Origin of the sequence: Microbacterium sp. NPDC090003, from assembly GCF_044748385.1 — a bacterium.
GTDB lineage: Bacteria > Actinomycetota > Actinomycetes > Actinomycetales > Microbacteriaceae > Microbacterium.
Genome location: NZ_JBIVFW010000001.1, coordinates 957697 through 971590, shown reverse-complemented (window position 1 = coordinate 971590; position 13894 = coordinate 957697). Strand labels below are relative to the sequence as shown.

Annotated in this window: 15 protein-coding genes; 7 read left to right on the top strand and 8 right to left on the bottom strand. The window is 70.8% G+C overall.

Going from position 1 to position 13894, the window contains the following annotated elements; genetic code table 11:
* Position 1: 1 nt before the first annotated feature.
* The gene (locus tag ACIPVN_RS04755; protein WP_400440153.1) at positions 2-493 is read left to right on the top strand and encodes an SRPBCC family protein; all 492 of its coding nucleotides are present in this window, start codon (positions 2-4) and stop codon (positions 491-493) included.
* 18 nt (positions 494-511) lie between these two features.
* Here the strand turns inward: ACIPVN_RS04755 and ACIPVN_RS04750 are convergent, their stop codons facing one another.
* Positions 512-1915, bottom strand: a complete 1404-nt coding sequence (locus ACIPVN_RS04750; RefSeq protein WP_400440150.1) for a DEAD/DEAH box helicase — start codon at positions 1913-1915, stop codon at positions 512-514.
* Positions 1916-2166: 251 nt separating this feature from the next.
* The gene (gene dapD, locus ACIPVN_RS04745; RefSeq protein WP_400440147.1) at positions 2167-3108 is read right to left on the bottom strand and encodes a 2,3,4,5-tetrahydropyridine-2,6-dicarboxylate N-succinyltransferase; all 942 of its coding nucleotides are present in this window, start codon (positions 3106-3108) and stop codon (positions 2167-2169) included.
* Between the two features lie 86 nt (positions 3109-3194).
* Between dapD and dapE the strand changes: the two genes are divergently transcribed.
* The 3 genes from dapE (at position 3195) to ACIPVN_RS04730 (ending at position 5734) form a co-directional block, all read left to right on the top strand.
* Complete coding sequence (dapE, locus tag ACIPVN_RS04740) at positions 3195-4268, top strand: succinyl-diaminopimelate desuccinylase (protein WP_400440145.1); 1074 nt, start codon at positions 3195-3197, stop codon at positions 4266-4268.
* Positions 4250-5467: a hypothetical protein gene (locus ACIPVN_RS04735; RefSeq protein WP_400440143.1), complete on the top strand. Its 1218-nt coding sequence runs from the start codon at positions 4250-4252 to the stop codon at positions 5465-5467. The genes dapE and ACIPVN_RS04735 overlap by 19 nt, the downstream gene beginning before the upstream one ends.
* Before the next feature lie 93 nt (positions 5468-5560).
* The gene (locus ACIPVN_RS04730) at positions 5561-5734 is read left to right on the top strand and encodes a DUF3117 domain-containing protein (protein ID WP_017203323.1); all 174 of its coding nucleotides are present in this window, start codon (positions 5561-5563) and stop codon (positions 5732-5734) included.
* 85 nt (positions 5735-5819) lie between these two features.
* Here the strand turns inward: ACIPVN_RS04730 and ACIPVN_RS04725 are convergent, their stop codons facing one another.
* A complete protein-coding gene (locus tag ACIPVN_RS04725; RefSeq protein WP_247622945.1) occupies positions 5820-6458 on the bottom strand; it encodes an O-methyltransferase in 639 nt (212 codons plus the stop codon).
* A gap of 89 nt (positions 6459-6547) precedes the next feature.
* Here ACIPVN_RS04725 and ACIPVN_RS04720 point away from each other — a divergent pair, with 89 nt between their 5' ends.
* On the top strand, positions 6548-6922 hold the full coding sequence (locus tag ACIPVN_RS04720) for a Sec-independent protein translocase TatB (RefSeq protein WP_400440138.1): 375 nt from the start codon (positions 6548-6550) through the stop codon (positions 6920-6922).
* 30 nt (positions 6923-6952) lie between these two features.
* Here ACIPVN_RS04720 and ACIPVN_RS04715 read toward each other — a convergent pair whose 3' ends face one another.
* Genes ACIPVN_RS04715 through ACIPVN_RS04705 form a run of 3 tightly spaced genes read right to left on the bottom strand, consistent with a single transcriptional unit; the run spans position 6953 to position 9911 of the window.
* The gene (locus ACIPVN_RS04715) at positions 6953-8074 is read right to left on the bottom strand and encodes an Mrp/NBP35 family ATP-binding protein (protein WP_400440135.1); all 1122 of its coding nucleotides are present in this window, start codon (positions 8072-8074) and stop codon (positions 6953-6955) included.
* The gene (locus ACIPVN_RS04710) at positions 8071-8640 is read right to left on the bottom strand and encodes a DUF1003 domain-containing protein (RefSeq protein WP_400440132.1); all 570 of its coding nucleotides are present in this window, start codon (positions 8638-8640) and stop codon (positions 8071-8073) included. Before ACIPVN_RS04710 ends, ACIPVN_RS04715 begins: the two co-directional genes overlap by 4 nt.
* Positions 8640-9911 carry a magnesium transporter MgtE N-terminal domain-containing protein gene (locus ACIPVN_RS04705; protein ID WP_400440129.1) on the bottom strand — a complete coding sequence of 424 codons (1272 nt, stop codon included), beginning with the start codon at positions 9909-9911 and terminating at the stop codon, positions 8640-8642. Before ACIPVN_RS04705 ends, ACIPVN_RS04710 begins: the two co-directional genes overlap by 1 nt.
* Positions 9912-9997: 86 nt before the next feature.
* Between ACIPVN_RS04705 and ACIPVN_RS04700 the strand changes: the two genes are divergently transcribed.
* Entirely contained in the window at positions 9998-10720 is a 723-nt protein-coding gene (locus ACIPVN_RS04700; RefSeq protein WP_400440126.1) for a general stress protein, read from the top strand.
* Positions 10720-11385 carry an alpha/beta family hydrolase gene (locus tag ACIPVN_RS04695; RefSeq protein WP_400440123.1) on the top strand — a complete coding sequence of 222 codons (666 nt, stop codon included), beginning with the start codon at positions 10720-10722 and terminating at the stop codon, positions 11383-11385. The genes ACIPVN_RS04700 and ACIPVN_RS04695 overlap by 1 nt, the downstream gene beginning before the upstream one ends.
* A gap of 11 nt (positions 11386-11396) precedes the next feature.
* Here the strand turns inward: ACIPVN_RS04695 and ACIPVN_RS04690 are convergent, their stop codons facing one another.
* Together ACIPVN_RS04690 and ACIPVN_RS04685 are read right to left on the bottom strand one after the other, a co-directional pair.
* On the bottom strand, positions 11397-12809 hold the full coding sequence (locus ACIPVN_RS04690) for an aminopeptidase P family protein (RefSeq protein ID WP_400440121.1): 1413 nt from the start codon (positions 12807-12809) through the stop codon (positions 11397-11399).
* 36 nt (positions 12810-12845) lie between these two features.
* The gene (locus ACIPVN_RS04685; protein WP_400440118.1) at positions 12846-13868 is read right to left on the bottom strand and encodes an endonuclease/exonuclease/phosphatase family protein; all 1023 of its coding nucleotides are present in this window, start codon (positions 13866-13868) and stop codon (positions 12846-12848) included.
* Positions 13869-13894: the final 26 nt, after the last annotated feature.

Sequence of the window (13894 nt, the reverse complement as noted above, 5' to 3'; positions counted from 1 at the left end):
GATGCCCGTCGTCAGCGCTGAGGCCTTCGTGCCGGTCGACCCGGCGACGGCGTTCGCGGTGTCCCAGACGACCGGCACCGTGCGTCGACGCTGGGACGGGTTCATCAGCGAGCAGTACTTCCTCGACGGCGCGCAGCACGCCGCGAAGGGCGTGCGTACGTTCACGCGTCAGAGGTTCGGGCTGTCGATGATCAGCCGTTACGTGTCGTACGCCCCGCCGACGAACGTCGGGATGGTGATGGAGCGCGGCCCGTGGTTCTTCGAGAAGCTCGGCGGTGGGTGGCGCTTCGCCGCCTCGCCGGACGGCACGGGCACGATCGCGACGTGGAAGTACAACTTCTCGTGCCGGCCGGCATGGCTCGCGCCGCTGGCCGAGCGCATCGGCGGCGTCGTGCTCGGGTTCGAGATCCGACGCCGCCTGGCGGGATTCGTCACCGGATGCGCAGACCCCGAGGTCATCCGTTCCGTGCGGAACGGGACCCCGGGGTCGTAGACGTGCGGATGCCGCGCGTCAGCGTCCCTGCGAACTGCGGCCCCCCTGGCGGGACTGTCCACCCTGGCCGCCCTGACGACCCTGGCTGCCCTGGCGCGCGAATCCGCCGCCCTGGCCCTGGCCCTGACCGCCACCGGAACGCGGACGACGACGACGCGCGGGCGGGTTCGCCGCGCCGCTGCGTTCGCCGCCGGCGGGGCGCTGCTTCGGCGCCTGACGCTGCGGAGCCTGCACCGGGGCGGGACGCACGTGAGGAGCGCGCTCCGGGACGAGCTCGGTCACGGCACCGGCGGTCACGTCTTCGAGAGGCGCGACGATCGCCGCCTTGCGGAGCAGGTCCTTGACGTCGCGGCGCTGCTCGGGGAGCACGACCGTGACGACGGTGCCGGCGGCACCGGCGCGGGCGGTGCGGCCCGAGCGGTGCAGGTACGCCTTGTGCTCCATGGGCGGATCGACGTGCACGACCAGGTCGACGTTGTCGACGTGCACTCCACGGGCGGCGACGTCGGTCGCGACCAGCACGCGCACTCCGCCGTCGGCGGGGTCCGAGGAGAACGCGCCGAGGTTGCGCTCACGGGCGTTCTGCGAGAGGTTGCCGTGCAGGTCGACGGCGGGGATGCCCGCTGCGGTGAGCTGCTTGGCGAGCTTCTTCGCCTGGTGCTTGGTGCGGGTGAACAGGATACGGCGACCGGTGCCGGACGCGAGGTCGCGAACGAGGGTCGTCTTGTTCTCGGTGGAGTCGACGACGAGCACGCGGTGCGTCATCTCGCCCACGGGGACGCTCTCCTCGTCGACCTCGTGGCTGACCGGGTTCGAGAGGAAGCGGCGGGCGAGCGAATCGATGCCGCGGTCGAGCGTCGCGCTGAAGAGGAGACGCTGTCCGCCGGCCGGAGTCGCGGTGAGAATGCGCGTGACACCGGGCAGGAAGCCGAGATCGGCCATGTGGTCGGCCTCGTCGAGAACGGCGACCTCGACCGCGCTGAGTCGCACGATCTGCTGCTTCATGAGGTCTTCGAGGCGGCCGGGGCACGCGACGACGATGTCGACGCCACCGCGCAGCGCCTGCTCCTGCGGGCGCTGGCTGACGCCGCCGAAGACGGTGGTCACCCGCAGGCCGGCGGCCTCGGCGAGAGGCGAGATGGTGGCGGCGATCTGAGTCGCGAGCTCGCGGGTCGGGGCGAGCACCAGACCGCGGGGGAGACCCGCACGACGCTGCTTGCCGGACGCGGCGAGGCGGGCGACGAGGGGGAGCGCGAAGGCGATCGTCTTACCGCTGCCGGTGCGACCGCGGCCGAGCAGGTCGCGGCCGGCGAGCGAGTCGGGCAGGGTGTCGCGCTGGATCGCGAAGGCTTCGGTCTTGCCGGAATCGGCGAGAACGGCGGCGAGTTCGGCGGGAACGCCGAGTTCGAGGAAAGTAGGCATGGATGACTCCGTCCGTACGCGAGAAGACACGCACGATAGTGGGCTGAGGTGGGCGACGGCGCTCGCAGGCGGCGTGCGCATCGGTTCGCCGTTCGAAAGGCCAGCAGAGCGCTGGTGGGGGAGCCGGGTGACTCGCTTCGGTCCTCAGAGACCCCGTGACGACGACGATGTTGGCGAGCATCGTGCTCGGGCAACGGAGTTAGTCTATCAGCGCCCGCCCCTCGACGGCCGCAGGCACGGAAAACCGCGCGTCAGGCGTGCAGCGCCTCGTTGAGCGTGACCCCGACGCCGGTGCGACGAACGGCCTCGACCGCGCCGCTGATCGAGTTGCGGCGGAACAACAGGCCGTTCTGCCCCGAGAGCTCGGCGCCCTTCACATTTCTGCGGGTGCCTTCGGCGGTCACCGGGCCGTCGACGAGCACGATCTTGGTGCCGGCGGTGACGTAGAGGCCCGCCTCGACCACGCAGTCGTCGCCCAGCGAGATGCCGATGCCTGCGTTCGCGCCCAGCAGAGTGCGGGACCCGATCGACACGCGGTGCGAGCCGCCGCCCGAGAGGGTTCCCATGATCGATGCGCCGCCGCCGATGTCGCTGCCGTCGCCCACGACGACGCCCTGCGAGATGCGGCCCTCGACCATCGATGCGCCGAGGGTCCCCGCGTTGAAGTTGACGAAGCCCTCGTGCATCACGGTGGTGCCCGGAGCGAGGTGAGCGCCGAGGCGCACGCGCGAGGCGTCGGCGATGCGTACGCCCTGCGGCTGGAGGTAGTCGGTCAGGCGGGGGAACTTGTCGAGTCCCTGCACCTGGATGCCCGCACGCTGGAGCTGGGGGCGCAGGCGTGCGGCGTCGGCCGGGAGCACAGGGCCGGCGTTCGTCCAGGCGACGTTCGGGAGGTGACCGAAGATGCCGTCGAGGTTCAGCTCGTTCGGGCGCACCAGCAGGTGCGAGAGCGCGTGCAGACGCAGGTAGGCGTCGGCGGTCGACGCCGGAGCGGCATCGAGGTCGATCTCGAGCCGCACGGGCTCGACGGTCACGTTGCGCCGTGCATCGGGACCGGTGAGTCCGTCGAGATCGGCCGCGGCATCCCCCGACAGGGCGTCGGTGCCGAGTGCGGCGTACCAGGCGTCGAGAACCGTGCCGTCGCCGGCGATGGTCGTGAGTCCGATTCCCCAGACGGTGCGCGCATCAGTCATGCCTCCACGGTACCGGCTCCCGCGATGCGACTCGGCCCGTGTGACCGGCGTCCGACGACCGCGCGCCGAAGTCATAGGCTGGGGGCATGGTGCTCGATCTGACCGCATCCTCTCTCGACCTCACGCGCGCGATCTGCGACATCGCGAGCGTCTCCGGAGACGAGAAGACCCTGGCCGACGCGATCGAACAGGCGCTCGCGCCCCTCGACCACCTCGAGGTGATCCGGCACGGCAACACGATCGTCGCCCGAACCGCACTCGGTCGCGCCCAGCGGGTGGCGATCGCCGGCCACATCGACACCGTCCCGATCAACGACAACCTGCCCACCCGGCTGATCGACGTCGACGGCGAGGCGTACCTCTGGGGTCGCGGCACGGTCGACATGAAGGCGGGGACGGCGGTGCAGCTGAAGCTCGCCGCCGAGCTCACCGATCCCGTGATTGACATCACGTGGATGTGGTACGACAACGAGGAGGTCGAGGCGTCGAAGAACGGACTCGGTCTGCTCGCCGCCGTGCGTCCCGATCTCTTCGTCGCCGACTTCGCGATTCTCGGAGAGCCGTCCGACGGTGAGGTCGAGGGCGGATGCAACGGCACCATGCGCGCAATCGTGCGTACGAGCGGTGTCCGCGCGCACAGCGCACGCGCCTGGATCGGCGAGAATGCGATCCACCGGGCGGCTCCCATCCTCACCCGCCTGGGGGAGTACCGGGCGCGGGAGGTGCTGGTCGAGGGCCTTCTGTATCGCGAGAGCCTCAGTGCCGTACGCATCAGCGGCGGCGTCGCCGGCAACGTCATCCCCGATGCCTGCGAGGTCGAGATCAACTACCGGTTCGCCCCGAGCAAGTCGGCGGCGGATGCCGAGGCTCACCTGCGCAGTGTGCTCGCAGGCTTCGACCTCGAGGTCACGGACTCGGCGGAGGGCGCTCGTCCCGGTCTCGACGCGCCCATCGCCCGGCAGTTCGTCGCCGCCGTCGGCGCCGAACCGCGCCCCAAGTACGGCTGGACCGACGTCGCCCGGTTCTCTGCGCTCGGCATCCCGGCCGTGAACTACGGTCCCGGCGATCCCCACCTCGCCCACCATGACGAGGAGCGCGTCCCCGTCGCGCAGATCGACGCCGTCGAGCGGGGACTGCGGGCGTGGCTCGGCTCGCACTGAGCATCGCGCGTCGGTGGGCGCAGATGCCTCTGCCGCTGCGCATCGCCGTCATCTACCTGCTCGCCCGGCTCGTCACGACGGGCTTCCTCCTCGTCGCGGCATCCGCCTCGACGTCGCTGTCGCGTTTCGGAGCGGATGCCGGACTGGCCGACTTCGTGCTCGGCTGGGATGCGCAGTGGTACTGGCTGGTCGCGGAGAGCGGGTATCCCACGACGCTCGAGCTGACCGACGCGGGCACCGTCGTCGAGAACCAGTGGGCCTTCATGCCCGTCTTCGCCTATGCGGCGAAGGCGATCGGCCTGCTCTTCGGTTCCTGGGGAGTCGGCGCGTTCCTGCTCTCGTTCGTGGCCGGATACCTCGCCTGTCTCGCCCTGCACCGGCTGCTGCGCGACCGGATCGGATCCTCTGCGGCGCTGTGGGCGGTGGTGTTCTTCGCCGCAGGTCCGCTCGCGGCGATGTTCCAGGTGGGATACGCCGAAACGCTGTTCCTGCTCCTGCTCTTCCTGGCGCTGGACGCGGTGATCCGGCGCCGATACGCCTGGCTGTACCTCCTGCTCCCGATCATGGCGTTCACCCGCCCGGGCATCCTGGCGTTCGCGTTGCTGCTCGGCCTCCACGGCATCGCCCGCTGGGTGAATCGGCGCCGCGAACCGCTGACGACCGTCGAGATCGTGCACATCGTCGCGACGGCGGCACTGGCGACCGTCGCCGGGTTCTCCTGGCAGGTGATCGCCGGTCTCGTCACGGGCGACATGGGGGCGTACCTCGCCACCGAGCTGGCCTGGCGTCAGCACTGGATAAGCGGGGGAGTGGCCGGGTTCGTGCCCTTCGAGGGCTGGATCCAGGCGTCGCAGTTCTGGTTCGCCCAGTGGGGGATGCCCGCATGGTGGGGACCGATCGTACTCGTGGCCATCGTCGTGGCCGCCGGACTCGTGCTCCTGCGCTCGCCGCAGGTACGAGCGCTCGGACTCGATCTGCGGCTCTGGAGCGCGAGCTATCTGCTGTACCTGCTGGCCGTTTTCTTCCCGCAGTCGAGCACTTTCCGACTGCTCCTTCCGATCAGTCCGCTCTGGGGAGCGGTCGCGGTGCCGCGCGCGCGGCTCTGGCGACTGAGCATTCTGGCGCTGTGCCTCGCGGGTCAGGGCGTGTGGATCTTCTTCGTCTACGCGCTCGGGAACACGTTCTGGCAGGTGCCGTGAACAGGAAGAGTCGATGTATTTCTTCACAGGTGACGCTCAGGTCGCGACGACACCGATAAACTCTTCCCATACCACCGAGGAAAGGAAGCCGCGATGGCAGCGATGAAGCCGAGGACCGGGGACGGCCCCATGGAGGCCGTGAAAGAAGGACGACTCATCATCGTGCGCGTTCCGCTCGAAGGAGGAGGCCGTCTGGTCGTCTCCGTGAACGACGCCGAGGCCAAGGAGCTTCACGACGTGCTGGCAGCCGTCGTGGCACCGGCCTGAGTCACCCCGATCCGTCTCGACGGATCAATCGAAGGAGGCGGCGGATCATCGGATCCGCCGCCTCCTTCGTCGGTCGCGGGGCGCGTCAGTCGCGCTCGGCGACGCTGATCAGCTGCAGCAGGCCCTCGCCGGCGGGAGACACGGTCGCGAGCACGGCCGACGACTCCTGGGTCTCCTGGATCAGCGAGCGGTAGCCCGCCGTGATCTCGTCGCGCTGCACGGGGTCGGCCACGCGTCCACCCGCGAGAACGCGGGGGACGAGCACGATACCGCCGCGGCGGACGAGGCGCAGTCCGTGTTCGACGTAGTCGATGACGTTCTCGGGATCGGCGTCGACGAGCACGATGTCGTAGGCGTCCTCGTTCATCCGGGGGAGCACATCGGCGGCGCGGCCCGTGATGAAGCGGGCGCGGGTGGCCGGGACCTTCGCGTCGGAGAACGACTGGCGGGCCGCGGCGAGGTGCTCGGGCTCGTTGTCGATCGAGGTGAGCACGGCCTGCGGCGCGCCGCGCAGCAGCCAGAGTCCGGAGACTCCGGCGCCGGTGCCGATCTCGACGATCGAGCGGGCGGCGGTCGCGGCGGCGAGCACGGCGATCTGGGAACCGACGGCGATGCTGATCGGCGCCGCTCCGAGTTCGACGCCGTGCGCCCGAGCGCGAGCGATCGCATCCGGTTCCGTGAGGGACTCTCGGATGAAACGTGCGTTCGCGTCGTGTTCGCTCATGACCTGATCCTCCCGTCCACGCTGTGACTCCTCCCAGCGTATTGGCTCGGTGCGCACGCGGAGCGCAGGCGCGGCGGTAGCCTGGACAGATGCAGTTCGGGTTGACCTTCGAGAAGCTTCTGCTGATCGGTCTCATCGCGGTGCTCATCGTGGGTCCCGAACGCCTTCCGCGCATGGCCGAGGGCTTCGCCAAGGTCGTGCGCCGCGCCGGGGAGTATCTCCGCGACACGCGCACCCGCGTGCGCGACGAGATGGGACCCGAGCTCGACGACGTCGACTGGCGCAAGCTCGACCCCCGCCAGTACGACCCCCGTCGCATCATCCGGGATGCCCTCCTCGAGGAGCCGACCCCGCCGGCGCATCCGATGGCGGCGGCCGCCGCCATCGCCGAACCCGAGCCGCGCACCCCGCCGCAGAGGTTCACTCCCGGCGAGCTGCCGCCGTTCGATCTCGAAGCCACCTGATCGCATCGGCGATCGACGGCGGTCGCGACCTCAGCCGAGCGACATTGGCAGTGGGCGTCCGGCGAGTCCGCGCCCGCGCCCGGCCAGGGAACGTGCGAGGGTGCGGATGGCTGTGGCCGCAGCATCCGGCTCGGCATCCCGCACGATCGGAGCACCCGCGTCCCCGCCGGCGCGCAGGGCGGGGCTCAGGGGGATCGAGGCCAGCAGAGGGACGCCGGCGCCGTCGGATGACAGTGCCTCCGCGACCGCGGCTCCACCGCCCGTGCCGAACAGATCGACCACGGACCCGTCGGGAAGCGTGAGGCCCGCCATGTTCTCGACCACCCCGATCACGCGCTGACCGGTCTGGCGCGCGACGAGTCCGCTGCGGATGGCGACCTCGGCGGCGGCCGCCTGCGGGGTCGTCACCACGAGCACCTCGGCGTGCGGCAGCAGCTGTCCGATCGAGATGGCGATGTCGCCGGTGCCCGGCGGCATGTCGATCAGCAGGATGTCGAGGTCGCCGAAGTGCACGTCCGTGAGGAACTGCGACACGGTGCGGTGGAGCATGGGGCCGCGCCACGCGACCACTCCCTCGCCTTCGCGCAGGAACATCCCGATCGAGATGGTCTTCACGCCGTGCGCGACCGGCGGCAGCATGAGGTCGTCGATGCGGGTCGGCTGCGTGCCCGCGGGGATGCCGAGGAGTCCGGGGATCGAGAAGCCGTGCACGTCCGCGTCGACGAGACCGACCGCGAGGCCGAGGTCGGCGAGGGCGACGGCGAGATTCGCGGTGACGGTCGACTTGCCGACGCCGCCCTTGCCGCTGGAGACGAGGATCACGCGGGTCAGGGAGTCCGGGCCGAAGGGCATCTGGCGGGGCGCTCTGCCGCCGCGCAGCTTCTCGGTCAGTCGCTTGCGCTCCTCGGGTGTCATCACCCCGACCTCGACCTCGACGACGTCGATGCCGGGAACGGATGCCGCGGCACGGCGCACATCGGATTCGATCTTCGTCGCGGCCGGGCAGCCGACGATCGTCAGGACGATCCCGACGGTGGCGCTGCTGCCCTCCACGACGATGTCGCGCACCATGTCGAGGTCGCCGATCGGGCGTCGGAGTTCCGGATCGGATACCGCGGCGACCGCGCGCCGGACGTCATCGGCGGACGTCATGCGCGCGGGCGCCGCGGAGGCCTCGTCGCCACCGGACCCGTGGTCGGCGCGGAAGAGGCCGACGGGGCCTCGGGTTCGGCCTCGTGGTCGCCGAGGTCGGCGAGCAGCGCCTTGAGCTCCTGGCGCAGCACGTCGCGCGTGACGACCTGCGAGTTGCGCTCCTCGAGCGCCATGCGCAGCGCGACGATCTCGCGGGCGAGGTACTCGGTGTCGGCGAGGTTCCGCTCGGCGCGCTGACGGTCCTGCTCGATCTGCACCCGGTCGCGGTCGTCCTGCCGGTTCTGAGCGAGCAGGATCAGCGGGGCGGCGTACGAGGCCTGTAAAGAGAGCACGAGGGTCAGAGCGGTGAATCCGAGAGCGGCATCGTCGAACCGCAGGCTGGTGGGCGACATCGTGTTCCACACGATCCACAGGATGCAGAAGAGGCTGAGGATCAGGAGGAACGCGGGTGTGCCCATCGCGCGGGCCACCCATTCGGTGAATCGGCCGAAGCGGTCGCGCGAGGTCGGACGCTGACGGGTCGTGCCGCGCCCCAGCGGGGCGTCGAGGCGGGGGGAGCGGGCCATCAGCGCACCTCCGTGGTCGTGTCGTCCGACACCTCGTCGACGTCGTGCGTGCGCCAGTCGTCGGGCAGCAGGTAGTCGAGCACGTCGTCGACGCTGATCGCGCCGACGAGCCGGTGCGCAGCGTCCACCACGGGGAGCGAGACGAGGTCGTAGCTGGCCAGCAGACGGGCGACCTCGGCCGCGGATGCCGTGGCGGCCACCGGTTCGAGACTGTCGTCGACGATCGCGCCGAGGCGCTCGTGCGGCGGGTAGCGCAGCATCCGCTGGAAGTGCACGACGCCCAGGAGGCGGCCCGTCGGCGTCTCGAACGGCGGAAGGGTGACGAAGACCGCGGCCGCGAGGGCGGGGTGCAGCTCGTGACGGCGGATCAGCGCGAGCGCCTCGGCGACCGTCGCGTCGGCCGAGAGCACGATCGGCTCGGGCGTCATCAGCCCGCCGGCGGTGTCGGGGCCGTAGCGCAGCAGCATGCGCACGTCTTCGGCCTCCTCCGGCTCCATGAGCTCGAGGAGGTGCTCCAGACGGTTCGGGGGGAGCTGGGCGAGCAGGTCGGCCGCGTCGTCCGGTTCCATCTGGTCGAGGATGTCGGCGGCGCGCTCGTCGCCGAGCCGGTCGAGGATGTGCACCTGCTCGTCCTCGGGCATCTCCTCCATGGCGTCGGCGAGGCGGTCGTCGGACAGCTCCTCGGCGACCTCGATCATGCGCTGCTGCGGAAGATCGAGGAGCGTGTTGGCGAGGTCGGCCGCGTGCAGCTCGGAGTACGACGCCACCAGCTGCTCGGCGGACTGCGACTCCCCGGGCGCGCGCTGCTCGGTGACCTCGCTCCAGGCGGCGAACGTCGTCGACCCCTTGGCGAACGGCGAGGCGCTGGTCTTCGGCTTCCGGAGGAACAGCTGGCTGACGGCCCACTCCCCGAGTCGATTCGGCTCGATGGCGACGTCTTCGATGACGGCCGTGCCGCTGCCGTCGGCGAAACTGACACGGCGCCCCAGCATCTCGGCGAGGACGCGCACCTCGCCGGCGCGCGGCGAGAAGCGGCGCACGTTGATGAGGCCGGTGCTGATGACCTGACCGGAGCGGATCGAGGTGACCCGACCGATCGACAGGAAGACGTGTCGGCGGCCCGGGATCTCGACGACGAGGCCGATCACGCGCGGGGCCGCGGTACTTCGGTACACGATGACGACGTCCCGGACCTTGCCGAGCCGGTCGCCGACGGGGTCGAAGACGGCGCAACCTGCCAGGCGCGCGGCGAATACCCGTTGTGTGCTCACTCATCCAGCGTAGTCCGCGCGGCCCCGCGCGTCCTCCGGATCGGCGCTCCGAGGATGCGCGCATCGAGGCGTGGGACAATGGGCGGATGAGCATGCTCAACCGTCCCGTGAACAGCACCGACACCGGCGAGAAGGTCGCGTCCACCCGTGACTACGCGACCGCGCAGAAGACCGTGTCGACGCTGATCGCCGCCGAGATCCCCGCCCGTGACATCGCGATCGTGGGCCAGGGCGTCCGCACGGTCGAGCGCATCACCGGTCGCCTCGGCTACGCGACGGCCGCGCGTTCCGGCGCGGTGAACGGCGTGCTCATCGGCCTCTTCCTCTCGGCGATCCTCGTGATCGGCAACCCCGAGGTCCCGATCCAGCTGTTCCTGGGCTTCGTGCTCATCGGTGTGGCGATCGGCATGATCCTCAGCCTCGTGACCTTCGCGATCGTCCGCCGCCGTCGCGACTTCGCCAGCGTGACGCAGCTGGCGGCCGACCACTATGAGGTCACGGTGCTGCCGGCGTCGCTCGTGAAGGCCCGTCAGGCGCTCGGGACCGCTCGCCAGGCGCCCGTTCGCCCGCCGGTCGATCTCGATGAGCCCCCGCGCTACGGCGAGCGGATCACTCCGGGCGCCCCGGCCCCGGCTCCCGTGCCGGCCGGCGACCCGGTGATCCCGCCGCGGCCGGCTGCGCCCGTCGCTCCCGGTGCCGACGCTCCGACCGCCCCCGAGGGCGCCGAGCCCGGCGACACGGAGCAGGGCAGGCCCGCGAAGCCGGGCGAGGGCGACGCTCCCGCCGCAGGTACGCCCGAGCCCGCCTGATGCTCGCGTCCGGACGCTCGTCGTTCGAGGTCGCCCTGCCCGCAGGGCCCGCGCAGGTCTCGGTCGAGCGCACCCAGGGCGAGCACGGCACGATCCTGATCGCCCACGGTGCGGGCGCCGGCATGGATCACCCGTTCCTCGCCGGGCTCTCCGCCGCGTTGACGGCGGCCGGATTCTCGACCGCGAGATTCAACTTCCCCTACGTGGAGCAGGGGCGACGGATGCCGGGTCCGGCCGCGCACGCGATCGCGACGTGGCGTGCCGCCGTCGCCGCGGAGCGGGAACTCGACCCGACGGCGCGGATCATCGCGGCAGGCAAATCGTACGGCGGACGGATGGCCTCGATGGCCGTGGCCGAGGGACTCGACGTCGACGCGCTCGTCTATCTCGGATATCCGTTGCACCCGCCGGGCGCCCCCGAGAAGCTGCGCGCCGAGCATCTGCCGGCGATCGCCGTGCCGCAGCTGTTCGTCGAGGGGTCCAACGACCCCTTCATCCAGCCGCTCACGCAGTTCGAGGAGGTCGTCGAGACCTGCCGGGATGCACGCGTCGCCTGGATCGACGGCGGAGGTCATAGTTTCGAGGTGAAGGGGCGCAAGCGTCCGGCATCCGATATCGGCGCCGGGCTCGCGCCCCTCCTCGTGGACTTCGCAGCTCGGATCTGAGTCCCGAGGGATCAGCTCTGGACGCGGGCGATCCAGGCCTCGATCTCGTCGGCCGTGCGGGGGATGCCGGCCGACAGGTTGACGGGGCCGTCCTCGGTCATGAGGATGTCGTCCTCGATGCGCACGCCGATCCCGCGGAGCTCGGCGGGGACGGTGAGGTCGTCGATCTGGAAGTACAGGCCGGGCTCGATCGTGAACACCATGCCCGGGGTGACGATGCCGTCGTAGTACATCTCGCGGCGGGCCTGAGCGCAGTCGTGCACGTCGATGCCGAGGTGGTGCGAGGTGCCGTGCACCATGTAGCGGCGGTGCTGGCCGCCGGCGTCGGCGTCGAGGGCCTCCTCGGCCGTGACGGGGAGCAGACCCCACTCCGCGACGCGAGCCGCGATCACGGTCATCGCCGCAGCGTGGATGTCGCGGAAGCGCACCCCGACCTTCGCCGCGGCGAAGGCGACGTCGGCCGCCTCGCGCACGGCTTCGTAGACACGGCGCTGCACGTCGGTGAACGTGCCGGAGACGGGCAGCGTCCGGGTGATGTCGGCGGTGTAGAGGCTGTCGGCCTCGACGCCGGCGTCGACGAGGATCAGGTCGCCGGGCACCACGGCGCCGTCGTTGCGAGTCCAGTGCAGGTAGCAGGCGTGGGGGCCGGAGGCGGCGATGGTGTCGTAGCCCTCTCCGTTGCCGTCCTCGCGCGCTCGGCGGTGGAACACGCCCTCGACGACGCGTTCGCCGCGCGCGTGTGCGACGGCGGAGGGGAGTTCGCGGATGATGTCGTCGAAGCCCGCGGCGGTGATCTCGACCGCGCGGCGCATCTCGGCGATCTCGAAGTCGTCCTTGATGAGGCGCAGCTCGGAGACCACGCGGGTCAGCGTCTCGTCGTCGTCGAGCACCAGCTCGCCCTCGGCCGGTGCGAACTCGGCCAGATGCGCGGTGGTGAGGGCGAGATCGGCGGCGACGCCGGCCAGCGAGGGGCGCGGTCCGATCCAGAACTCTCCGACGGTGGCGTCGGCGTAGAACTCGGTCGTGGTGCGGTCGGCGCGCTCGCGGAAGTACAGGGTGACGTCGTGGCCGTCGTCGGTCGGGTCGAAGACGAGCACCGAGTCGGGCTCGGTGTCGGATGCCCAGCCGGTGAGGTGCGCGAAGGCGGAGTGCGCGCGGAACACGTAGTCGGTGTCGTTGCTGCGCTGCTTGAGGGAGCCCGCCGGGATGACGAGGCGCTTGCCGGGGAACGCGGCCGAGAGCGCGGCGCGACGCACGGCGGCGTAGGGCGCCTGCTCACGCGCGGCGGGAAGCGTCTCGGGACGCTCGGCCCAGCCGGTCGAGATGGTGTCGAGGAAGCCCTGCGGGAACGGCTGCTTGCGATTCGTGTTGCTGTTCTCGACGACGGGTTCGGCGATCGTGTCGCGTTCTGCTGCGGTGCTCATCCGTCCAGTCTCTCACCCGGGGATGCGCGCCGCCTCTCAACCCGCAGGCTCGAGCTGCACCACGAGGGCCCGGTGATCGCTGCCACCGGCGTCGTCGAGCACGACCGAACCGGTGGGCGTCCAGTTCTGCGAGGCCATCACATGATCGATGGGAGCGCCCGCCAACGGGGGCAGCGAGCTGGGCCAGGTTCCGACGACCCCGTTGCCTGTGCGCGAAGCGACGTCGCGGCAGTACCCGATGTCGCCGCCCTCGATGCCGAGTCCGGCCATGTGGTCGATCGTCGCGTTGAAGTCGCCCGCGAGGATGAAATCCCCCGCGGGGCACTGGTCGGCGATCCACTGGAGATCGGACCGCCACTGCTGCATCTCCTCCACGCGGGGCGCCACGGCGTGCACAGCGACGACCGTCGGCCCGCTCCCGTCGACCGGCATCAGTACGACGCTGGGCACCGAACCGGTGTTGCTCGTGCCGTCCTGCGAGGACTCGATGACCGAGTACTCCCCGAGGTCGGGGGAGACCAGGACGGTCGTCTGCCAGGACTGCGGCCCATCGGGAACATCGGGGCGGAACTGCACGTGGTGCACCCACATCGGATGACCCTGCTCGCGCAGCATGAGCGCGATGCGTTCGCCCACGGCCTCGGTCGTCTCGGGCAGCGCGACGATGTCGGCTCCCTGGTCGAGGATCTCCTGGGCGATCTGGTCGGCCGACACCGCCTCGCCGGCGGTGTTCCAGGTCAGGACGCGCACGCTCGTCTCCGCCTTGTCGGGGAGGGCCGCCGTGCCGAATCCGCGGGTCGCTCCGATGATGCCGGTCGCTCCGGCTCCGAGCAGTGCGACGATGAGGATCGAGGCGGCGAAGCCGCGCAACGGGCGGGCGAGCAGGAGCAGCAGCGCGAGGAGCGCGATCACGACGAAGACGCCCAGCACCACGCCACGCGCCGCGACGACCTGGGCGAAGGGATAGGTCTGCTCCAACCGGAAGAACTGCGGCCACACCACGACCGCCGTGGCGGCGGCGAACAGCACGGTGATCAGGATTCCGAGGAGGCGAAACATCCCCTCCAGCCTAGGAGCGCCGCCTG

Excerpts from the sequence above, each read along its gene's own strand:
- ACIPVN_RS04755 (WP_400440153.1), top strand. The coding sequence starts at position 2 with ATGCCCGTCGTCAGCGCTGAGGCCTTCGTGCCGGTCGACCCGGCGACG.
- ACIPVN_RS04750 (WP_400440150.1), bottom strand. The coding sequence starts at position 1,915 with ATGCCTACTTTCCTCGAACTCGGCGTTCCCGCCGAACTCGCCGCCGTT.
- dapD (WP_400440147.1), bottom strand. The coding sequence starts at position 3,108 with ATGACTGATGCGCGCACCGTCTGGGGAATCGGACTCACGACCATCGCC.
- dapE (WP_400440145.1), top strand. The coding sequence starts at position 3,195 with ATGGTGCTCGATCTGACCGCATCCTCTCTCGACCTCACGCGCGCGATC.
- ACIPVN_RS04730 (WP_017203323.1), top strand. The coding sequence starts at position 5,561 with ATGGCAGCGATGAAGCCGAGGACCGGGGACGGCCCCATGGAGGCCGTG.
- ACIPVN_RS04725 (WP_247622945.1), bottom strand. The coding sequence starts at position 6,458 with ATGAGCGAACACGACGCGAACGCACGTTTCATCCGAGAGTCCCTCACG.
- ACIPVN_RS04720 (WP_400440138.1), top strand. The coding sequence starts at position 6,548 with ATGCAGTTCGGGTTGACCTTCGAGAAGCTTCTGCTGATCGGTCTCATC.
- ACIPVN_RS04715 (WP_400440135.1), bottom strand. The coding sequence starts at position 8,074 with ATGACGTCCGCCGATGACGTCCGGCGCGCGGTCGCCGCGGTATCCGAT.
- ACIPVN_RS04710 (WP_400440132.1), bottom strand. The coding sequence starts at position 8,640 with ATGGCCCGCTCCCCCCGCCTCGACGCCCCGCTGGGGCGCGGCACGACC.
- ACIPVN_RS04700 (WP_400440126.1), top strand. The coding sequence starts at position 9,998 with ATGAGCATGCTCAACCGTCCCGTGAACAGCACCGACACCGGCGAGAAG.
- ACIPVN_RS04695 (WP_400440123.1), top strand. The coding sequence starts at position 10,720 with ATGCTCGCGTCCGGACGCTCGTCGTTCGAGGTCGCCCTGCCCGCAGGG.
- ACIPVN_RS04690 (WP_400440121.1), bottom strand. The coding sequence starts at position 12,809 with ATGAGCACCGCAGCAGAACGCGACACGATCGCCGAACCCGTCGTCGAG.
- ACIPVN_RS04685 (WP_400440118.1), bottom strand. The coding sequence starts at position 13,868 with ATGTTTCGCCTCCTCGGAATCCTGATCACCGTGCTGTTCGCCGCCGCC.